General features: G+C 69.4%; 19 protein-coding genes and 2 pseudogenes. 9 read left to right on the top strand and 12 right to left on the bottom strand.

Annotated elements, in window-relative coordinates; genetic code table 11:
- Nucleotides 1–114: 114 nt before the first annotated feature.
- Nucleotides 115–345: a hypothetical protein gene (locus ACZ5SK_RS47740; protein WP_334573946.1), complete on the top strand. Its 231-nt coding sequence runs from the start codon at nucleotides 115–117 to the stop codon at nucleotides 343–345.
- 265 nt (nucleotides 346–610) lie between these two features.
- Here the strand turns inward: ACZ5SK_RS47740 and ACZ5SK_RS47735 are convergent, their stop codons facing one another.
- Entirely contained in the window at nucleotides 611–1786 is a 1176-nt protein-coding gene (locus ACZ5SK_RS47735) for a PucR family transcriptional regulator (RefSeq protein ID WP_334573949.1), read from the bottom strand.
- Between the two features lie 137 nt (nucleotides 1787–1923).
- Here ACZ5SK_RS47735 and ACZ5SK_RS47730 point away from each other — a divergent pair, with 137 nt between their 5' ends.
- The 3 genes from ACZ5SK_RS47730 to ACZ5SK_RS47720 all read left to right on the top strand — a co-directional run bounded on the left by ACZ5SK_RS47730 (nucleotide 1924) and on the right by ACZ5SK_RS47720 (nucleotide 4582).
- Nucleotides 1924–3021, top strand: coding sequence for a lipocalin-like domain-containing protein (locus tag ACZ5SK_RS47730; protein WP_457495931.1), 1098 nt, complete (start codon nucleotides 1924–1926; stop codon nucleotides 3019–3021).
- Nucleotides 3022–3272: 251 nt separating this feature from the next.
- Nucleotides 3273–3827, top strand: a complete 555-nt coding sequence (locus ACZ5SK_RS47725; RefSeq protein WP_468578057.1) for a zinc-binding dehydrogenase — start codon at nucleotides 3273–3275, stop codon at nucleotides 3825–3827.
- 128 nt (nucleotides 3828–3955) lie between these two features.
- On the top strand, nucleotides 3956–4582 hold the full coding sequence (locus ACZ5SK_RS47720; protein ID WP_361710627.1) for a TetR-like C-terminal domain-containing protein: 627 nt from the start codon (nucleotides 3956–3958) through the stop codon (nucleotides 4580–4582).
- Here ACZ5SK_RS47720 and ACZ5SK_RS47715 read toward each other — a convergent pair.
- From ACZ5SK_RS47715 to ACZ5SK_RS47670, 10 genes are all read right to left on the bottom strand, one after another.
- Complete coding sequence (locus ACZ5SK_RS47715) at nucleotides 4516–4857, bottom strand: TetR-type transcription factor C-terminal domain-containing protein (protein ID WP_361710625.1); 342 nt, start codon at nucleotides 4855–4857, stop codon at nucleotides 4516–4518. The genes ACZ5SK_RS47720 and ACZ5SK_RS47715 overlap by 67 nt on opposite strands.
- 37 nt (nucleotides 4858–4894) lie before the next feature.
- Nucleotides 4895–5062, bottom strand: a complete 168-nt coding sequence (locus ACZ5SK_RS47710; RefSeq protein ID WP_361710624.1) for a TetR/AcrR family transcriptional regulator — start codon at nucleotides 5060–5062, stop codon at nucleotides 4895–4897.
- A gap of 95 nt (nucleotides 5063–5157) precedes the next feature.
- The gene (locus ACZ5SK_RS47705) at nucleotides 5158–7509 is read right to left on the bottom strand and encodes a SpoIIE family protein phosphatase (protein ID WP_468578055.1); all 2352 of its coding nucleotides are present in this window, start codon (nucleotides 7507–7509) and stop codon (nucleotides 5158–5160) included.
- 136 nt (nucleotides 7510–7645) lie between these two features.
- On the bottom strand, nucleotides 7646–9088 hold the full coding sequence (locus ACZ5SK_RS47700; RefSeq protein ID WP_334573963.1) for an aldehyde dehydrogenase: 1443 nt from the start codon (nucleotides 9086–9088) through the stop codon (nucleotides 7646–7648).
- On the bottom strand, nucleotides 9085–10299 hold the full coding sequence (locus ACZ5SK_RS47695) for an oxygenase MpaB family protein (RefSeq protein WP_334573964.1): 1215 nt from the start codon (nucleotides 10297–10299) through the stop codon (nucleotides 9085–9087). The genes ACZ5SK_RS47700 and ACZ5SK_RS47695 overlap by 4 nt, the downstream gene beginning before the upstream one ends.
- Before the next feature lie 64 nt (nucleotides 10300–10363).
- Nucleotides 10364–11560, bottom strand: coding sequence for a CaiB/BaiF CoA transferase family protein (locus ACZ5SK_RS47690; RefSeq protein WP_334573966.1), 1197 nt, complete (start codon nucleotides 11558–11560; stop codon nucleotides 10364–10366).
- 40 nt (nucleotides 11561–11600) lie between these two features.
- Nucleotides 11601–11999, bottom strand: coding sequence for a Zn-ribbon domain-containing OB-fold protein (locus ACZ5SK_RS47685; RefSeq protein WP_334573969.1), 399 nt, complete (start codon nucleotides 11997–11999; stop codon nucleotides 11601–11603).
- 33 nt (nucleotides 12000–12032) lie between these two features.
- Nucleotides 12033–13217: a thiolase family protein gene (locus ACZ5SK_RS47680; RefSeq protein ID WP_334573971.1), complete on the bottom strand. Its 1185-nt coding sequence runs from the start codon at nucleotides 13215–13217 to the stop codon at nucleotides 12033–12035.
- Nucleotides 13202–14011 (bottom strand): crotonase/enoyl-CoA hydratase family protein, encoded by an 810-nt coding sequence (locus ACZ5SK_RS47675; RefSeq protein ID WP_457495933.1) that lies wholly within the window; start codon nucleotides 14009–14011, stop codon nucleotides 13202–13204. Before ACZ5SK_RS47675 ends, ACZ5SK_RS47680 begins: the two co-directional genes overlap by 16 nt.
- A gap of 289 nt (nucleotides 14012–14300) precedes the next feature.
- Entirely contained in the window at nucleotides 14301–14513 is a 213-nt protein-coding gene (locus tag ACZ5SK_RS47670) for a hypothetical protein (protein WP_361710616.1), read from the bottom strand.
- Between the two features lie 213 nt (nucleotides 14514–14726).
- On the opposite strand from ACZ5SK_RS47670, the gene ACZ5SK_RS47665 reads away from it, so the two are divergent.
- The 3 genes and pseudogenes from ACZ5SK_RS47665 to ACZ5SK_RS47655 all read left to right on the top strand — a co-directional run bounded on the left by ACZ5SK_RS47665 (nucleotide 14727) and on the right by ACZ5SK_RS47655 (nucleotide 15398).
- Complete coding sequence (locus tag ACZ5SK_RS47665; protein ID WP_334573975.1) at nucleotides 14727–14921, top strand: hypothetical protein; 195 nt, start codon at nucleotides 14727–14729, stop codon at nucleotides 14919–14921.
- Nucleotides 14876–15004: pseudogene (locus ACZ5SK_RS47660) on the top strand (hypothetical protein); the annotation flags it as partial. The gene ACZ5SK_RS47665 and the pseudogene ACZ5SK_RS47660, both read left to right, overlap by 46 nt.
- A 157-nt stretch (nucleotides 15005–15161) precedes the next feature.
- The gene (locus ACZ5SK_RS47655; protein ID WP_334573977.1) at nucleotides 15162–15398 is read left to right on the top strand and encodes a hypothetical protein; all 237 of its coding nucleotides are present in this window, start codon (nucleotides 15162–15164) and stop codon (nucleotides 15396–15398) included.
- Nucleotides 15399–15595: 197 nt separating this feature from the next.
- Here the strand turns inward: ACZ5SK_RS47655 and ACZ5SK_RS47650 are convergent, their stop codons facing one another.
- The gene (locus ACZ5SK_RS47650; protein WP_334573978.1) at nucleotides 15596–16090 is read right to left on the bottom strand and encodes a hypothetical protein; all 495 of its coding nucleotides are present in this window, start codon (nucleotides 16088–16090) and stop codon (nucleotides 15596–15598) included.
- A gap of 234 nt (nucleotides 16091–16324) precedes the next feature.
- Between ACZ5SK_RS47650 and ACZ5SK_RS47645 the strand changes: the two genes are divergently transcribed.
- Nucleotides 16325–19855, top strand: a complete 3531-nt coding sequence (locus tag ACZ5SK_RS47645) for an nSTAND1 domain-containing NTPase (protein ID WP_468578052.1) — start codon at nucleotides 16325–16327, stop codon at nucleotides 19853–19855.
- A 22-nt stretch (nucleotides 19856–19877) separates the two neighbouring features.
- Nucleotides 19878–20199, top strand: a pseudogene (locus ACZ5SK_RS47640) (NF041680 family putative transposase); the annotation flags it as partial.
- Nucleotides 20200–20305: the final 106 nt, after the last annotated feature.

Genomic DNA, 20305 nt, shown 5'->3' with positions numbered 1-20305 from the left:
ACCGGCACCTGCACCACCTGCCACCAGCCCCTGCCCAGAACAACCCCCACCAGCGAAAACCCAAGAGCCAGAACAACCTAACGGAGTCCTACTAGTACTGCGGTACTAATCCTGATGCTGTGGATCGTCGCCCTCGGCATGGGGTCCGTCAGCGTCGACAGCAAGTCGTCGGACGCCTTCACTCTCCCCGGTACCCGGTCGCAGAGGGCGATCGACCTGCTGCAGAAGGAGTTCCCGCAGGCCTCCGCCGGCGGGGCCACCGCACGCGTGGTGTTCAAGGCTCCCAGCGGGGAGAAGCTGACCTCGGCAGCGAACAAGTCGCACGTCGAGGTCCCGGGGTGCTGACCCTCGCGCAGGCCACCGAGACCGAACCCACCAGGACGCAAGCCAGCCGGTCCAAGGACGCCAACCGCGTCGTCCGTCCGGCGCGTACATCCGCCACTGCGCCCGCGTCAGCCCGGCCGCTCCGGTTGCCCAGCTCTTCGCGGGCCGTAGCCACTTCACGTGCGGGGAACCCGGCTGCGAACGGGTGGCGGACTTGGCACTCGACTGGGCCACCAAGCCCGTGGCCGCTTCACCACAAGTCCTGCCCCCACCGCTTCACGTCCGGTCAGCCCTCCGCAGCTGAGGCTTCGTGCAGTCGCAGGGCCACCAGGGTGCAGACCAGTCCTTCGCCTGTGCGCGGGTTCCAACCCGAGGTCTCGTGCCAGCGATCGAGGCGGTACGCGACCGAATTGGGGTGAAGACCCAGCGCACGGCCGGCCGCGGCGATGGAGAGGCCGTTGTCGGCGTAGGCGTGGACGGCTTCGGCGAGATGGGGGGCCCGGCGGGCCGACGCCACGGCCCGGGCGAGCAGGGGAGCGAGCCGATGGGCATGAGGGGCAAGCGTGATCGTGAGCCAGTCCTCCTCGAACCGGACAAGGCCGCCTTCCTGTCCGGCCGTGCTCAGGGCTGCCGCCGCGTCGCGGATGCTGTCGCTCGCTCCCGTCGTCCCATGGCGGGCGAGCCCTATCCCCATCGTCGCCGGCGCGTGCCTGCCCGTGGTTTGGATGAGCTTCAGTACTCGCGCAGTAGTGGCGCGCTGGGTGAGGACGACGACTGAGGCGCCCCGAGTGACGCAATGGGTGATCCCCGGGCCTGTGGCCAGCCTGCGCTGAAGGCTTTCGACCAGGTCCTCAGGCCAGCTGTCGGCGGGCATGCAGTAGGCCTGGAAGTCGCCGTCCGGCTGGAAGCCGAGGGCGCGGGCAAGGGAGGCCGTGGCCTCGGTTTCGGGCTCGCCCGATGCAAGAGCGTCCAGGAAGCGATGTCGCAGGGCGATCAGTGTCGCCCGCTTCTGGCTGCTCTGCTCGCTGTGCGCCTCGGCGATCGCGCCGCTGATGACCCGTACCCACACCCACAGCAGTCCCGCTTCGTGAGCGAGCGGGGCCGCCACCTCGGGGTCGTCGACGGCCACCTGTCGCAGCAGGGCCTCCCAGGTTTCCCGGTGAGCGATGTGACAGACGTCGAACAGCAGCGGCAGCGGCGTGCCGACTCGGGCCTGTGCCGCGCCGAGTTCACGTGCCGCGGCCACCTGAAGGGCGTCGGGGGGCCGTCGTTCCGCGATGCCGTCGAGGACGTCGCGCACCAGACGCCGTACCCACTGCCGCTGTTGCTCCTCGGGGGCGACGGTGTGGTCCTGATGCCCCTGCCAGAGCGTCTGCAGGATCCTCTCCACCAATGTCGGCATGTGCTCGTCCGCGACCTGCTCGCACAGGGCGGCGATGCGGCGTCTCATCTGGTCGTCCACAGGGTCAGTTTCACATACCACGATTCGTGGATTCCACAGGAAAGACGTCCGCCGATTCGCTGTCTGCCCGATGAATACGGCCGGCTTCCCGGCGCAGAGTGTGGATTGTACGAATCCGGCAAGCACAAGGAACTGCCATGACCGTCAAGCCCGTATACGAGGCCAACGCGCCCGAGGACTACGCACGCCTGGGAATCGAGCCCCGCTCCATAGCGCAGTTCGAAGACGGGCTGCGCACCGGGGGCGAGCCCGGCTCCTACGAGTGGTGGTACTTCGACGCGCACCTCGACGATGGGGCGAAGGTCGTGGTGGTCTTCTACACGAAGCACTACACCTCCCCCGAGCTTCCTCTGACGCCGATGCTCGAGATCAACCTGGAGCTGCCCGACGGCCGGGCGTTCGTGCGCCAGGTGACTCTCGCGCCCGAGGAGTTCCATGCGGCCAAGGACCGCTGCGACGTCCGTATCGGGGACGCCGTGTTCGAAGGCGACCTGCACACCTACCGGATCAAGGCCGAGGTGGGTGAGCTGGCCGTTGATCTGAAACTGGTGGGCGAGGTACCGGCCTGGCGTCCGGGCTCGGGTCATCTCTACTTCGGCGAGGGCGAGGAGCGCCGCTTGTTCGCCTGGCTGCCGGCCGTCCCCAAGGGGCACGTCACCGGCTCGTACTCGGTCGACGGCGAGCAGCACATCGTCACCGGCGGCAACGGGTACCACGACCACAACTGGGGTGACGCGCCCATGGTGTCCCTCATGCACGACTGGTACTGGGGCCGCGGCGGGGCCGGCGACTACAGCGTGATCACCGCCTACATCACGGCCGAGGAGGAGTATGGCTTCGCGCCGACGACGTACTTCATGCTCGCCAAGGGCGAAGAGATCGTCGCCGACAATGTCCGCTCTGTGGTCGCCTTCTCCACCGACGAGGTCGCCGCCGATCCCAAGAGCGGCAAGCCGGTGGCGGACGTCAGCCGCTACATCTCCAGTGAGGGCTCCGAGCGGTACGCGGTGACCTTCACCCGGGACAAGACCATCGTCGTCGACTCGATGCTGGACCTGATGACGCCCGACCGTCGGGAGGCCGCTCAGGCCACCGGGTTCGACGGCGCGTACCACCGCTTCCTCGGTGAGCTGGAGATCGCTCACGAACGTGACGGCGCCCGGGTCGACGCCGTCGCTCAGGAAGCGCTGTGGGAGCTGATGTACTTCGGCCGCGCGCGCCGGCCCGCCGTGTGAGGCCAGCCCTCGTCCACGTGGCCAACGGCCGTCCGGACGGGTGCCCGGCTCCGCCGCCGACTGCGGAGCCGGGCACGCCAGCGTTACCAGGGTCAGGACGGCAGGTACACCGACTTCCATGCCAGGTACGCGCGGAGGCCCTCGGGGCCGAGTTCGCGTCCCATGCCGCTGGCCCCCGGCCGCCGAACGGCGAGTGGAAGTCCGGGCCGTAGCCGTTGACGCCGATGGTGCCGGTCCGCACCCGGCGGGCGATGTCCACGCCTCGCTCCTGGTCGGCCGTCCACACCGTGCCGCCCGGAACCGAACTCGGTGGCATTGGCCAGGGCAACCGCCTCCTCGTCGGTGCGGTACGGGCCTCCGGCGTCGCGACCGTCGTCGCGGTCGATCCGGTTCCGGCCCGGCGTGACATGGCCCTGCGGATCGGCGCCGACGCCGTGCTCGGCCCCGCCGCCGTGGCCGTGGTGGAAGCGGTGCGGGATCTCACGGGCGGCGGCGCGACGTATGCCCTGGACACATCGGGCATCCCGTCCGTGATCACGGAGGCGGCGCTCGCCCTCGGCCGCGCCGGGGCCCTGGCACTGGCACTGGCACTGGCACTGGCACTGGTCGGTCTCGGCCCCGCAGATCTCACCCTTGACGTCCAAGATCTCGTACTGAACGGAAAGACCGTCCGGGGGTGCATCGAAGGCGACGCGAAGCCCCGCGAATTCATCCCCCACTTGCTGCAGTTGCGTGCCAAGAGGCTACTGCCGGTGGAGGACACCATCTCCGCGGCGGTCTACCAGCCGGTCCTTGATGCCGCATGAGCCCGATGGGCGCCGACGCGGGAGGCAGGCCATGATCGCGCGCCTCGTGGGATGTCATCATGGCCTGCACGGTGTCAGTCGGGCTTTGCGCGACAGCAAGGCGAGCGCGGGAGGAGGAGCTGCGAGGGATGGCGACCGCATCGGGTACAGGAGCGCCACGGGGGCGCCCTCGTGACCCCGAGTTCGAGGACCGGGTGTACGACGCGGTCGTGGAGGTCTACGGACAGGGCGGCCTGAGAGCCTTCACCATGGGGGCGGTCGCGAGCCGGGCGCGGGTCGGCAAGGCTTCGCTGTACCAGCGTTGGCCCGACAAGGACACGCTGCTGGTGGAAGCACTTGACGCGCGCATCGTGCTCGACACCCACATCGACACCGGTGACCTGCGCGCCGATCTGCGCCGCCTGGCCGAGCAGATGCTTCAGATGTTCTGGAGCGATACGGGCCTCGCGTTCATGCGCCGCATCATCGACACTTCGGTGCATCCGGAGATCTTCGGCTTCCGCCATCGTGAGGGAAGCCCCACCGTGCTCGCCGCCCGACGGCTGGTGCACAGCGCGGTGGCGCGCGGCGACCTACCACCGGGGACGAGTCCGACCGTCCTCATGGACCTGGTCTTCGGCGCCACCATGATGCACGCCACCGTGACACCGGTAGGGATGCGCGAGAAGGCGCATGCCCGTGCCGACGCCTACCTGGACGAGCTCGTCGACACGATCCTCGCCGGTGTGCGTGGGGCCACCGCGGCAGGCGCCTGAGCGCCCGGTCCTCGCTCATCCTGCCGTGGACATGCGGGGCGCGGGGGTCCTCCGTCGTGGTACCAGGTGGCCACGGCCTGCCACATGCCGAGCAGCGCCCGGGCGGTGTCCGACGCATGGTCCCCGTCGAACAGCCCCTGGGTGACGCCTTCTTGAAGGATGCCGAGGACGAGCTCCTCGAGTTCCTTGCGCAGAGCGGCGTACCGTTTGCGGTTCTCAGGTTCCAGGTAGCGCAGCTCGGAGTCGAGTCCGACGGTCGCTACGCGGTGGGTCATGTGCAGGACCACGCACTCGGCGACGTTGGCGAACCGCTCAAGATGCGCCCCTCAGCCTCGGCGTCGGCCAGTCGGGCCCGTGCGAGAGCACCTCGTCCATGGCGCGCTCCAGCAGCGCGACGAGCATGGCCTGCTTGTTCTCGTGGTGGTAGTACAGGGCGGGTACGGTGACTCCGACCGACTGTGCCTTCGGAAGACTCGCCAAGTGTCTTCACAGCCGCCACGGGTTCTCCTTCGCCGGCCAACCGCCGGATCCACTGGAACAGCCTTCCCTCGATTTCAGCGATCGCCAAGTAAAGATCAAGGGTGAGTTGTGCCGCGACGGCCCGGTGCCGGAAGAGCCTGCTCCGCCCAGATGGTCTTGCCGTGCTCCCCGTACCGGCTGCCCCACCGGCTGGTCAGTTGGGCGACTAGGAAAAGGCCGCGGCCGCCTTCATCAGTGGTACGGGCCCGGCGCAGGCGGGGCTGGGTATTGCTGGGGTCAGTGACCTCGCAGACCAGGACCTTCTCCCGGATCAGACGCAGACCGATGGGGCCGCCCGCGTAGCGGAGGGCGTTGGTGACCAGTTCGCTGACGACGAGTTCGGTGGTGAACGCAAAGTCGTCAAGCCCCCAGTCGGCGAGCTGACGCATGGCCGCGGACCGCGCGTCCGCTACGGCCACCGGGTCGGCCGGGAATGTCCAGGCGACTGTGTCCTGCTGCGGGACGGCACGGACGCGGGCCAGGAGCAACGCCAGGTCATCACTGGGTGATGTGCCTCCGACCTCGGACACGACGGCGCGCCCGACGGTATCCAGGGTGGATCCGGTACCGCACCGAGCGCCGAGTTCTCCTGCCAGCCGCCGCATACCGGCATCGACGTCGAACCCACCGGACCGCAGCAGGCCCTTGGTGTACAACGCGAGCACACTGTCGGGATCGAGGTCGAGCGTGGTCGTCTCGAACGGCATGCCGCCCACGCCCAGCGGAGGGCCGGGGCTGACCTCCACTATCGTGACGGTGCCGTCGGGCCGTACCAGAACGGGGGGCGGGTGGCCCGCACTGGCCAGAGTGCAGCGACGGGCGACCGGGTCGTAGACGGCATACAGGCAGGTCGCACCTACGGTGTCGGATGTGCCCGGGGGTGCTTCGCGGGCCAGTCGCTGGACCAGGTCATCGACATGGGCGAGCACATCGTCCGGCGAAAGCTCGAGATCGGCGAGGGTCTGGACGGCGGTGCGCAGGCGGCTCATCGCGGCTGTCGCGGTCAGACCCTGCCCGGCGACGTCCCCGACGACCAGGGCCATGCGCAGGGAGGGAAGCGGAATGACATCGAACCAGTCACCGCGGACTTCGCCCTCGCCACCTGCCGGCTGGTAAATGCCGACGGTCTCCACGGTCGGGGTGACAGTGCGGCTGGGAGGGAGCAGACGCTGCTGCAGGGAGACGGCTGCGCGGTGCTCCCGGGTGTAGCGGCGGGCGTTGTCCAAGGCGAGCGCGGCCCGCGATGCGATCTCCTCCAGTAGCTGTGCGTCGTCCTCGTCGAAGGGGTCTGTCTGTTCCGTGCGCCACACGCTGACGACGCCGAGCAGGAGACCACGCGCGAGCAACGGGGCCATGGCCATTGAGTGGCCGCTGTCAGGAACGTAGAGAGGGACCAGCTGAGGGTCGTCCAGCAGGGCGATGCCCTCCTGGCGGGTGCATACCAGACTCTTTCCACGCTGGATTTGCCGCAGGGCGGGGATGTCCGGGAAGGCCGGCACCGGAGCACCGGGCTGAAGCAGATCAGAGGGATATGGGCCGCTGGCCGAAGCCACGGCGATCCGGCGCAGATGCAGGTTTCCGCCACCGAACGACTTCGGCGGCTCATCACCGGCCCGGACGGCGTCGGCGAGTGTCACTGTGGCGATGTCCCCGAGAGCGGGCACGAGGACGTCTGCAAGGTCCTGCGCGGTGCGGAGCAGCCCCAGCGAGCCGCCGAGGCGCAGCGAAGCCTCGCGCAGCACGGCCAGGCGACGCCGCGCCCTGTGCTGAGCGGTGACGTCGACGAATATCGCGGCGATACCGCTCGGACAGCCCTGTGCATCCTCCAGGCGGAAGGCGGACAGAGACAGGATGCGCCGCTGCGCGGGTCCATCGCTGATGGACCGGAGTGGATGGGGATGGTCGATCACTATGTCGCCTGTGTCCCGCACATGGCTCAGCACGACCTCGAGGGCCTCGGCATCTGCAGGGGGCATGTCAGAAATCGCGTTGGACCAGGTCAGTTTGAGATCCATGTCGTGCAGTGCGACTCGGACCGCGTCCTGGGAGCCGAGTTCTCGCAGCAGGGTGACCACCTGCTGCTGGTCGCCTGTCTCCGACGCAGGGGTGACAAGCACGAGCAGTTCGTCCGATCCGTCCAAGGGCAGCGTCCGCAGGAACACGTCGACGGCGGAGCCCGAGCGGTGCCGCAAACGCGCCTGGTGCTGAGTCGTGGCCTCGGCGGGCTTGCGGTTATCCCCCTCAACGAGTAGATCATTCAGCGGACGTCCACAGACGTCGTCCGCGGTCCACCCGAGCAGGTCCACCGCGGCGCCGGACCACCGCAGGACGCCCCCCGAAGCACCGATCAGTATGCATGCGACGTTTTCCGAGGTAGGGCCGCCTATGCGACCAGGGGAACCGGTCATCGTCGCTCCTCGCACCCGCCGTCCCCGTGGCCTGTTCCATTGTCGGCGATTCGGGTGTGTTCGCGCACGCGTACCACGCGGTGGGTGACCGCGTCCGTCTCCCGCCGCGCCGACACGGCAGGAGACGGACGCGGGGTCAGACAGCCTGGTAGACCGACTTCAGCTGGAAGTAGGCCGCCAGGCCCTCCGGACCCAGTTCGCGACCCAGTCCGCTGCCCTTGCGACCGCCGAACGGCGAGGCGAGATCAAGGTTGTAGCCGTTGATACCCACCGACCCGGTGCGGATTCGCCGGGCGACCTCGTTCGCGCGCTCGGTATCGCAGGACCAGACCGAACCTCCCAGGCCGAATTCGGAGTCATTGGCCAGAGCGACGGCCTCCTCCTCGTCGCGGTAGGGGATGACCACCACGACGGGGCCGAAGATCTCCTCCTGCGCGATGCTCATGTCGTTGCGCACGTCACCGAAGACCGTGGGCTCGACGTACCAGCCGCGGGTGAGGTGCTCCGGCCGGCCACCGCCGGTGGTCACCTGCGCCCCGGCAGCGCGGCCCGCGGCGATGTGCCTCTCGATGCTTTCGCGCTGCCGGGCCGACACGACCGGGCCCACGCCCGTCGCCGGATCGAGCGGGTCCCCCACGGTCAGGGATGCGGCCATCGCGGTAATGGCCTCGAGCGCCTCGGGGTACCGGGAGGCGGGAGCCAGAATGCGGGTGCTGGCGTAGCAGGTCTGACCGTTGTTGGGCAGCGCAACGTGGGCCAGGGCCGCGGCGGTCGCATCCAGGTCCGCGTCGTCGAGGATGACGGCGGCGGACTTGCCGCCCAGTTCGAGGGTGACGGGCTTGAGCAGGCGTCCGCACACCTCCCCGATGCTGCGTCCCACGGGTGTGGAACCGGTGAACGCCACCTTGTCGACGTCCGGGTGGGACACCAGGGCCTGCGAGACTTCTCTGCCGCCGGGGACGATGTTGAGCACGCCTGGGGGCAGCCCGGCCTCTGCGGCCGCCTCTGCGACGACGTACGCGCTCAGAGCCGTCTCCACGGCCGGCTTGACGACGAGGCTGCACCCTGCGGCCAGAGCCGGGGCGATCTTCATCATCGCCAGCATGATCGGGTAGTTCCACGGGACGATCGCGCCCACCACGCCGACCGGCTCGCGCCGCACCCGCGTCACTCCCCCGGCGAAGGCCGTCCGCTCCTCCTCGAGATCGAGACCGCGTGCCAGACTCGCGTAGTACGACAGCGTGGCGGCCGGGGCGAGGACGTTCGCGGAGGCTGACTTGGTGATCGGCATGCCGTTCTCGCTGGAGACCAGCGCGGCGAGGACGTCGGAGCGGGCGGTCAGGGCCGCGGCGAAGCGGTCGAGCACATCGGCGCGATGCGCGGGTGCGGCGTCCGACCAGCCAGGGCCGTCGACGGCCCGCCGCGCTGCCCGCACGGCCGTGTCGATATCTGCGGGTGTGCCGAGCGGCGTGCGGCCCAGCGGTTCCTCGGTCGCCGCGCCGATCACCACGTTGCCGGTGGTGGAGGCAGGCCGTACCCACTCACCCGCGATGAACAACTCGGTGTGGACGTGCTTCACGACTGTCTCCCGGCGGTGTGCGTCTGGTCGGAGGACAACGGGATGGCGTGTCTCTGGTAGGCGGTGTGGTCCGGGAGGCTGCCAGCCAGGACACGGAACTGCTGGATGTTCGCCTCGCGTTCCTGGGCCGCGGCCTCGGGAAGGGCCTGGTAGCGGCGGGCCTGCACATTGGCGGCGGCCAGGAAGGGCAGGGCAGACGTGACAGGCGAGCGGGGGATGCCCAGGGCGTCGGCTGTCTCGTCTCCGTGGTAGTTGCGGGCCAGGGCGTCCAGCAAGTCGCAGGCCCCTGCTTCGGTCAGCGTGGAGCCAGGTGCGTTGGCGAGAGCTGCGGCCGTGGCGTCGAAGAGAGCGGCGGTGAGGGCACGGCTGTTGTCGTCCGGGGGCTCGGTGGTGGAGTCGAGCAGGTACAGCAGGCCGGCCGCACCGGCATGGTTGCCGACCGGGAGGAAGAAGCTCTCGTCCAGCCCCAGGAGGTGACCTACGTAGTGCCAGTACCGGTAGAGGCTGCGCTGCTCCTCCTCGTCGAGCGCGAAACCGGCCGCCGCGAGGAAGCCGAAGGGGACGAGTGTGAAGTCCAACCAGGTGCGGGCGATGTCGGTCTGGTTGATCGGCACGCCCCAGCGCCCCGTGTCCCAGCCGTGCCGGAGGGCGGAGGCCCGGACCCGGGCGTGCAGCAGTCGTACCTGGGCCGTCTGGACGTATCCCGGCGCGCCGCGCACCAGCCCGCCGGGCAGGATGACGTTCGCCTTCCACACGGCGGTCTCCACCAGCCGTCGCGGCGCCATCTTCTCCAACTGGCCGGTGTGCACGAGCAGCCGGGCGATGCCGGGCGAGCTGTAGGTGTGCGACAGGGAGCCTCCGGAGAACGCCAGCGTGGTCCAGCGGGGAGGCACCAGGAGCGAGACCCGGTCGCCCGCGGTGAGCGTCTCCTTGTCCGCCCAGTCCGGGACGGCTTCGAGCTGGCACAGCAGGGCCGCGATGGCGGGCGGGGGCCCGTCGAGGCTCGCGAGGCCGTCGGTAAGTCCCTGGCTCAGGGCTCTGCGGCCTTCCGCGCCGAGGACGTCCAGTTCGGCTATGACCGCGTCGGCGAGCGGATCGCCTTCCAGGAGCATCCGGGCCATGTGGTCGGCTCGCGCGCCGTGCCGGGACCGGGCTGCCTCGAAGCCGACCAGTCGGCCGGGGAACCGGAGGGCGTCGTGTGTGGTCGTCATCGTCTGGTCTCGTTCTGTGATACGTGCAGGATGATCACGGCGGCAAGAGTCGGTGGTAGGTCCTTCATGCCGTCGCCGCGGTCTGCGGGAGAAGTTCGTCGTTGTGCTCACCCAGGCGCGGCGTCGGGCGGTCGGCCGCGGGAGGGAAGCCGGCGTACCGGGCGGGCGTGCGCACCACCTGCTCCGTGCGGTCCCCGTCGGTGACGGTGACGGCCAGCCGGCCCTCGGTGAAAGCCGCGGAGTGGGCCGTCTCCTGCCAGGTGTGCACCCGGGTGGCCATCAACCCTGCCTTCCGGAACAACTCGACCCACGCCTGCGCGCCGCGCCGGGCGAACGCCTCGTTGAGTACCTCGGTGAGTTCAGCGTTGTGCCGGGAGCGGACCGCCTGGTCGGTGAACCGCGGGTCCTCGGCGAGCTCGGGCCGCTCCAGCAGCTCGGTGAGCTGCTGCCAGTGCTTGGGCACATATGCGGCGACCACGATGAACTGGCCGTCGCCGGCCCGGTAGACGCCGGAGGGGGCGGTGGCGAACGGGCTGCGGCCGTCGGTGGGTGTGCCCGCGTCCGGTACGCCGTCGGCGTTCAGCTGAAGGCTGAGGCTGTTGGCCTGCAGGCTGCACGCCACGTCGTACAGGGCGACCTTGACCACGTCTGCTCGGCCGTGCCGCTCCCGGCCCAGCAGCGCGGCCAGCACCGCCTGGGCCAGGACGTGCCCGCTGGCGGCGTCGACGATGGTGGAGCGGATGACCACGGGCGAGCCTTCGGCGTCGCGCAGACCGGTCAGCAGTCCGGACTCGGCTTGGACCAGCATGTCGATGCCGGGCCGCCGGCCTTCCTCGCCCTCCCCTGAGAACGCGGACAGGGAGGCGTACACGCAGCGGGGGTTGCGCTCCTGGACGGCCTGTGCGCCCAGCCCGAGGCGGTCCATGACGCCGGGCCGGAAGGCTTCCAGGATGACGTCTGCGGTGTCGGCGAGGGCGAGCACCTGCTGCCTGCCTTCGTCCGTGCGCAGGTCGACCGCCACTGACTTCTTGCCGCGGTTGAAGGGGAGGAAGTACGGCGCCAGATGCTCGAGGCCGGGCTGGGTGGAGGTGATGCGGCGGGCGGCCTCGCCACTGGGCGCCTCGACCTTGATCACTTCGGCGCCGAGGTCGGCCAGCACTTGGCCGGCCAGCGGACCGGCCACGTTCTGGGTGAAGTCCAGCACCCGGTAGCCGTCGAGCGGACGGTGCGGGGCCGTGGAGTGGGAGGAGTTGTCGGACATCGGGATCTCCCGGGATGGGCGTGCGGGTGTCGGGCGGGGATCAGTCGGCGAGGTGGAAGACCGGTGCGGCGTCGCCGCCGTACGGTCGGTCGAAGGCCACGGCGAGGGGCAGGCCCGCACGTAGGCGGGTGGGGTCGGCCACCTCGATGCGAGCATGCAGCCAGGGGCCTTCGTCGAGTTCGACGAGTCCGGCGAGGCTGCGCGGGGCGGGTCCGTCGTCGGCTCGACGCCCGTGGACGACTGTCCAGCTGACGAGCTTCCCGGTGCCCCGTGCGGGCTCCCAGGTGAGTCGGCCGGAACGGCAGGACCGGCAGGACACGGTGTGCGGCGCGTTCCATGTGCCGCAGTCGGCGCAGTGCCTGAGCGGCAGCTCGCCGCGTGCGGTGCCCTCGAAGAACTCGTCCGAGGCAGCGTCGCGGACAAGGGTCACGGTGTTCACAGATGCTCCGTGGGTCAGGTACGGGCGGGCTGGTCAGCCGTGCGCATGCGGGCTGAGGACGAGGGTGGAGTGGTGATCGAGGATGCCGCCGTTGCCGCTGACGAGGATCACGTCGTTGCGGGGGGCCTGGCGCTCACCTCCGTGTCCGCGGGCCTGGATGACGGCCTCGGACAGCGGGGTCATGCCCCACATGTAGTACGAGGACAGCTGCCCGCCGCCCGTGTTGACGGCCAGCGAGCCGCCCGGCCGGAGCGCTCCGCTCGCCGCGAACGGACCGCCTTCGCCCTTGGCGCAGAAGCCGTAGTCCTCCAGCGTGAGCAGGGCGGTGAACGTGTAGCAGTCGTACAGCTCTGCCACCGTGACGTCCGACAGGCCGACCCCGGCCATCTTCAGGGCGGCCGGGCCAGAACGGGCCGCCCCGCTCTCCAGGCCGAAACTGCTGTCACTCGCGTCCGCATAGCCGGGGTGATTCTGGGCCCAGCCGAGGACGTGGACCGGCGGCTGCGGCAGATGGGCGGCGCGCTCGGCGGAGGTGACAACCACGGCCACACCACCGTTGCTGACCAGGCAGCAGTCCAGGAGGCGCAGGGGTTCGGCGATCCACCGGGAGGCCTGGTGGTCGGCCAGCGTGATCGGCGCCCGCATCTGCGCCATCGGGTTGCCCGCGGCCCAGGCCCGCTGGGCGACGGCGAGGGCGCCGAGCTGCTCGGATGTGGTGCCGTAGGTGGCCATGTGCCGCTGCGCGGCCAGCGCGTACAGGGCGTTGACGCTGGTCAGGCCGGCATGGAGGCGCAGACCATCGAACCCGACCGCCTCTCGGGGTCGACTGTAGGCAGCCGAGCTGGAGCGGCCCTCGCGCAGGGGCGCGTCGGCAAAGACGCATACGACGGTGTCGACCATGCCGGCCTGGACGGCCATCGCGGCGTAACTGACCATGGCGCCGGCGGAGGCTCCGTAGGACTGGATCTCGGACAGCAGGCTCAGGTCGCGCAGCTGGAGCCGGCGCTGAAGGCCCAGGCCAACCCCGCCGGCCAGGCCGGTGTTGGTGAGCAGCCCGTCGACATCGGCCAGTTCCAGCCCTGCGTCGGCGACGGCCCTGCGGACAGCGTCGGCCGCGAAGTCCTCCGCGCTGCGCCCGTAGACCTTGCCCATCTCGGTAATGCCCAGCCCGGCGATCACGGGGCGCCGGGCGGGGTGTGGGGTCAGCGTGCCTGCCACTGCGGCCTCCTCTTTTCGGCGAACGCGCGGGTGCCTTCCTTGGCGTCGTCGGTGGCAAGCAGGTCGCGGATCTCCTGGTCGTTGTGCTCCCAGCGGGCCGCCTCGCCCGGGACGCGGCCCTCGCGGAAGCCGAGCGCAACGCGCTTGCTCGCCTGGATCGCAAGGGGTGCGTTCACCGCGATGCGTTCCGCCAGCGCGAGCGCGGCGTCGAGCACGTCAGCGGCCGGTACGACGCGGTTGACGAGACCGAGCTGCAGAGCTCGGTCCGCGTCGATGGGCTCACCGGTCAGAACCATCTCCATGGCAATCTTGCGGGGAAGCTGCTCGGGGAGGCGGAAGACACCACCTGCGGCGGCGAAGATGCCGCGGGAAACCTCAGGGAGCCCGAAGACGGCCGTGTCGGCGGCCACGGCCAGGTCGCTGGCGAGCACCAGCTCGGTGCCCCCGCCCAGGGCGAAGCCATTGACGGCCGCAATGGTCGGTTTGCTGATGGCATGCCGGACGTAACCGAGGAAGCCCCACTCCTCATGGCCCGGTGCCGCGATGGACTCACCACGTGCCAGAGCTTTCAGATCCGCGCCCGCGCAGAACGCCCGACCACCGGCCCCGGTCAAAACCACGGCCCGGACCTCTGGATCCCGGTCCGCCTCCTCCAACGCCGCGCCAACGGCAGAACTCAACTCGCCATTGACGGCGTTCATGACCCCCGGGCGGTTCAACGTGACTAGCAAGGTATGCCCCCGCTGTTCGACCAGGGCCGGGACTCCGCCCGCCGCAGTCTCGATCGTGCTCATCCGTACTCCATTGGCAACCTGGCGCTTCGCACCATTATCAGACTCATTCAGTCTGAAATTACGTGTGAGTCATCGTCGCCCCTGAGGTCCCTCGGTGCAAGAGCCGGCGAAGTGAGGCAGGACACGGTGCGGCAAGGGCAGAGGAGTCTGCAGAAGCAGCAGCCGGAAGGCAGGGCGACCACCCTCTCGATCACACCGCCAAGGGACTGGGCGCAGCGGCATAGCCCGGCCAACGCAGAGGGCGGCGGTGCCCTGCCGCCCGGGCCGCGTTCGCTCTTCCTGCACAGGTTCAGAACGGTGTGACGGTGAGGAGGCTGTCCCAGCGCCCGGCGGTGCGGCAGTCCTGGGTGAGGGCCGCGAGGTTGCGCAGTTCGCCCAGCGGGAGGTCCGGTTTGGCGATCAGCTCCTGGTGCATCATGCCGTTGTCCTCGGGTGCGCTGTCGTGGAAGTCGCTGGTGGGCAGTACGGGAAGGACTTCGACGGCGAAGGTGTCGGTGGCCATCAGGGCGATGAGGTGGTCCCAGCACCAGGCGGCGAAGACGCGGCTCTGGGCGATGCCATCGAATCCTTGTCGTGGTGCCTGACCTTGCTGCGACGTGTTGTTTTGACTGACCGGCGGACTCTGGTGCGCAATTCCTGACGCGGGGTCGGCTGAGTACACGATGATCTCCTGAGCGGTCGCCTTTCCTGTCGTGTGGCCGCGGGGGTGATGTAGATGTCGATGCGGCCCAAGGGCCTGCCGCCGGTTCCTGAGCAGACCGCGGTGGTGGCCCGCGCCGCGTTTCCCAAGGGCAGCCTGGCCATCCGGGTCCGCGACCGACTCGCGGAGGTCTTCGCTGACGAGCCGTTCGCCGAGGCGTTCGGGTGCGTGGGGCGCCGCGGCTCTCGCCGGGTGCCTTGTCGCTGGTGACGGTGCTGCAGTTCGCCGAGAACCTCACCGACCGGCAGGCCGCGGCGATGGCGATACGTGCGATCGACTGGAAAAACGCCCTGGGGACGGAGCTGGCGGACACCGGTTTCGACCACAGTGTGCTGCCCCGGTTCCGGGGGAGGCCGGGCTGGTGGCCGTCGGCGGCAGGCAGCGCACCGACGCACCCACGTCATCAGCGCGGTCCGGGACCTCAACCGCACCGAACTGGCCGGGGAGAGTGTGCGGGCGGCCCTGGAGGCGCTGGCGGTGGCCGCCCCTGCCTGGCTCGCCGGGGTAGTCGACGTCGCCGAGTTCGCGCACCGCTACGGGGAGCGGATCAACGGCTGGACGATGCCCGCGTCCAAGACCAAGCGCGACCGGCTCGCCCAGGTATTCGGGCAGGACGCGCTGATGCTGTGCCGAGCTGCCTGGGCCGGTCCTCAACCGGCTCGTCTGGGTCCATGCCAGACGGCCTAACGCACCCCCGCAATCCCCGCCAGGTCCGGTGTGGACCCACTGGACAACCTCACCAAGCGGGGCAGGTCGGCGACCTGCCCCGCTTGACTGTGGAACGGCCAGTGATGCACTGCACCGTCGGCCCTCACGACGCCACAGCCCTGGACATTATCCAGCGCTACATGTCCGTTCGCCGTAGCTGTACGAGACCAGATCCTTCAGTAGTCGATCAAACCTGTGGCGCGGCTCGTTCCTGCGAACTGCAAGAAGAACTTGGTGCCGTCGCGCACGTCAGTGGCAGCCAGCCCCCACCTGCCGCCCCTCAGCGTCCGAAATCCGTTGCAGCTCCAGCCCGATCCTCTCTTGAAGCAGGTCTGCACACTGCGGGTGCTGTCCAGCTTCAGGTTGATGTCGTTACACCTGGTGGTGGTGGTTGCGTAGGTTCCCCTGGCGGGCCAGAACGCGGGGTCGCTGCTGCCGGTACCCGGCGAACTGGTGAAACGCGGCGCGTCCACCGTGCAGGCTCGCGCTGCGCTGACGGGTGTGTTCGACGCTGCGGCCGGTCCTGCCGTCGCGGCGGTGATGCCGCTTCCGAGCAGCAAGGCAGATGCCGCTAACGATGCGATCTTGAGCTTTCGCAAGGTGTTTCTCCTGTCTCGTCCGTTGGTGGATGCGGCCAGGCCGGCTGTGGCCCGGCCCGTGCTGTGCGTCATCGAGTTCACCGCCCGGCACCGTTGTTCAGTAGGCCCCCTCCGTCACAGTGAACAATCACGGCTGTGTCGGTTCGCCCTCCGGCGAGGGCTGGTTCGGTCCTTGCCGGGCCTGTGGCGGGCTCTTAGCGTGGTTGGGGCGCAGGTGACCTCTGCGTAGCGGGGGATGCCGGAGCACGAGGGGGAATCAGGCCGGTGGGACGTCGTGAGAGGCCGGTGGACCCGAGCGCGGGGCCTGTGCAGCGATTTGCGTACGAGCTGCGCAAGCTGCGCCAGGAGGCGGGCGGCCTCACATACCGGGAGATGGCGCGCCGGGCCCATTACTCGGTGTCCGCACTCTCCCAGGCCGCCTCCGGTGAGCAACTGCCGTCACTGGACCTCGCCCTGGCCTATGCCCGGGCGTGCGACGGCGATGCGGAGGAGTGGGAGCGGCGCTGGCACGAGACCGTCGAGGAGTCGGCGGTCCGAGACCGCGAGGACGGTGGCACCGCATCGCCGTACCTAGGGCTGGTGCACTTCGAACCCGGCGATCACGAGTGGTTCTTCGGACGGGACCAGCTGGTCGCCGATGTGAAGGAACTGGTGCTGCGGCGGCGCTTCGTAGCCGTCGTCGGCCCGTCCGGCAGCGGTAAGTCCTCGCTGCTGCGGGCCGGGCTGATCCCCGCGCTGCGCGCCGAGGGCGCGTCCTTGGCAGCGATCCGCATTCTCACCCCGGGCGGGCTCCCACTGCGCACTCACGCCGAGGCGTTCCGGCCGAAGGACGCCGACGGCGACACCGTCCTCGTCGTGGACCAGTTCGAGGAGGTCTTCACCCTTAAACGCGACCCGCACGAGCGCACCGCCTTCATCGACGCCCTGCTCGCTGCCCAGCACTCGGACAGCAGACTGCGCGTCGTCATCGCCATACGCGCCGACTTTTACGGACGCTGCGCCGAGCACCGCGAGCTCGCCGGCGCCCTGCAAGAGGCCAACCTGCTGGTGGGCCCCATGAGCCCGGCCGAGTTACGCGAAGCCGTCGTCAGGCCCGCACAGACGGCCGGCCTGATCGTCGAGCGCGAGCTGACCGCTCGCGTGGTGGAGGAAGTGCACGGCGCGCCAGGTGGCCTGCCACTGCTCTCGCACGCCCTACAGGAAACCTGGCGTCGGCGCCGCGGCAGGGCGCTGACCATGCAGGCGTACGAAGCGGCGGGCGGAGTGCACGGTGCGATCGCGCAGAGCGCCGAGGAGGTCTACACCCGGCTCTCTCCCGGCCACGCGGAGCTGGCCCGGCTGATCCTGCTGCGGCTGATCGCCCCCGGCGAGGGCTCCCAGGACACTCGGCGCCCAGTCGACCGCAGCGAACTCGACCTCGGCGCCGCCTCCCAGGACGACATCGCCGTAGTCCTGGACCGCCTGGCCACCGCCCGGCTGCTCACCCTCTCCGATGGCACCGTCGATCTCGCCCACGAGACGCTTATCACTGGTTGGCCCAGGCTGCATCAATGGATCGACGACGCCCGCGCACGCTTGCGCCTTCACCGTCAGCTCACCGAAGCCGCGTGTGCGTGGAACGCCCTCGACCGCGACCCGGGAGCCCTGTACCGCGGGGTGCGGCTCGCCGCCGCCGAGGAAGCCTTCAGCGACCTCGACACTCTCAAGGAACTGACCTGCTTGGAGCGGGACTTCCTCACCAGCAGCACCACTGCTCGCGAGCGGGAACAACGCGCGGGTGTCCGCACGGCCCGACGCCGACGCCAGCTCACCGCCGCGCTGTCCGCCCTGCTCGTCATCGCCATGGCCGCAGGCTCGATCGCATGGAGCCAGTCCCGAACCAGTGAACACCGGCGACAGCAAGCCGTCGCTGCGCAAAAGGCTGCTCTTTCCCGGCAGCTGGCCGCGCAGTCAGCCGCTCTGCTGGGCTACAACCCCGATCTCGCCTCGCTCCTGGCCGTCCAGGCGTACCAAGTCAGCCCCACCGCAGAGGCCACCTCGAGTCTCTACGCAGTGGCAGCCCTCCCACTGCGACACCGTTTGACCGGACACGCTCGTCCTGTGGAGGCGGTAACCTTCAGCCCCGATGGCCGGACCGTGGCCGCCGGTAGCTCAGACGGCACGATTCTGCGATGGGACACCGGCACAGGCGCGGCCCGTACACCCTTGCGCAGCCCCGCTGGCGGAGTGAAAACGCTCACCTACAGCAAGGGCGGGCACCTTCTGGCCGCCGGCGACACCGCCGGAACTCTACGCTTGAGCAACCTGACGCGCGGGAAAGCCTGGACCGCAACGGACCACGCCGAGACAGGACTGCTGGCATTCAGCCCCGGTGGCCGGACCGTGGCCGTCGGCTCCTCCGACGGCAGAGTCAGGTTGAGGGACGTTGCCACCGGCGCCATCCGGACCACGTTGCGCGTCTCCGCCGGCAGAACAACCACGATTGCCTACAGCCCGGACGGCCGCCTGCTATCGGCTGGCGGCGCCGACGGCGTGATCAGGGTGTGTGACCTGTCCAAGGGCACGACCCGGACCATCAAGTTCACGGGACCTGATCCCCTGACCTCGATGGCTTTCAGCCCGAACGGCAAACTGCTGGCAGTTGGCGGTGAGGTGGGTGAGGTGCAGCTTTCGGACACGGCGACGGGCAGATTGCACGCCCGCTTCACCGATCACAAAGGGCCGGTACGTGCGGTGAAGTTCAGCCCCGACGGGCGCCTACTGGCCACGGGCAGTGCCGACGACACAGCGCGGCTGTATGACGTGACCACCGGCGAAAGCCGTGTCGTCTTCATTGGACACACTGGCGGCGTGACCTCTGTGTCGTTCAGCCCTGACGGAACCATGCTGGCCACCGGCAGCCGCGACCGCACCGTCCGCCTGTGGGATGCCCTGCGGGGGGCGGCCAGTGTCACTCGGAAGACCGACAACACCGCGACGTCCATGGCCTTCACCGCAGACGGCCGCGCACTGGAAACCGGTGACGCCGCTGGAAGAGTCAGCACTTGGGATACGGTCCGCCAGCAGACCCATAGCACCCGCACCGTCGCCTCCGACGCCATAACCGTATCAGTGAGCGTGCCCCCGGACGGTCCTGTGATAGCGGCCTTGACCAGCGACAATGGCCGCACCGTGCAAGTCTGGGACGCAACCGCCCACATGCTCCGAACGATGGTGCACAGCCAATCTCGCTCTGTCTCCTTTATGACTGCGGCCCTCGATCCCGCCGGCCGCGTCCTCGCCACCGGCGACACCGGTGCGACCGTACGACTGTGGGACGTGACCACCGGAAAGAGCCGTGCAGTCCTCACCGCGCATACAGACGTCATAGTGGCACTCGCTTTCAGCGGTGATGGACACACGCTTGCATCCGCCGACACCTCTGGAACCATCAGGCTGTGGGACGTGGCCACCGGCAAGAGCCGTGCGGTCCTCACCGACAGCGCCACGTCGATCGCACTGAGCCCTGACGGCCGCACCCTTGCCGTCGGCCAGGAGAACGGCACGGTGCGTCTGTGGGACGTATCCACCCTCACCGTCCGCGGCACGCTGGCGGGGCGTCAGCTTCCCGTGAGCTCAGTGGTCATGAGCCCCGACCAACGCACGCTGGCCGCCGGCAGCGAAGACGGGACGATTCAGCTGTGGAAGCTGACCGTGCCCAGCCCGACCGGAGTGATCGACAGGATTTGCCGCGCTCTGCACCGGGGTTTCAGTCAGCAGGAACGAGCTCAGCATCTCCCAGGCCAGCCGCAGTATCGAGTATGCATGGGCCCCTCGCAGGGTCGGCAGCTCAAGTGAGGCGGCGGTACTCGGCATGCCAGACGTCGACCTGCGCTGGCAGGCGTTCCTCCACAGGTTCCATCTTGAACACACCTTCCGGCTGTTCAAGCAGACCCTGGGCTGGACCATATTTCCCAAGGTCCGCGATCCACATACGGCCGATCTGTGGACCTGGCTGATCATCGCCGCCCACACCAAACTCCGCCTCGCCCGGCCCCCCTCGCCGAGGACCTCCGCCGCCCTGGGAACGGCCCGCCGAGCCGCGCCGGCTCACCCCCGCCCGGGTCCGCCGGGGGTTCCGCCACCTCCGCGTGAAGACCGCCCGTCCCGCCGAAGTGCCCAGACCCTCCAAGCCCGGCCCGGACGCCCACAGCTAACCCTGGGTATTCAGCGGAATTGGGCGGGCTGACGTCCCGATAGCAGAAAGGTGCCGTTGACCTGCGAGGATGCGAGTGTCTAGATCGTATC

The organism is Streptomyces sp. NPDC031474, from assembly GCF_055581185.1.
The sequence above is the reverse complement of the archived record's forward strand: the minus strand, read 5'-3'. Positions and strand labels throughout refer to the sequence as shown.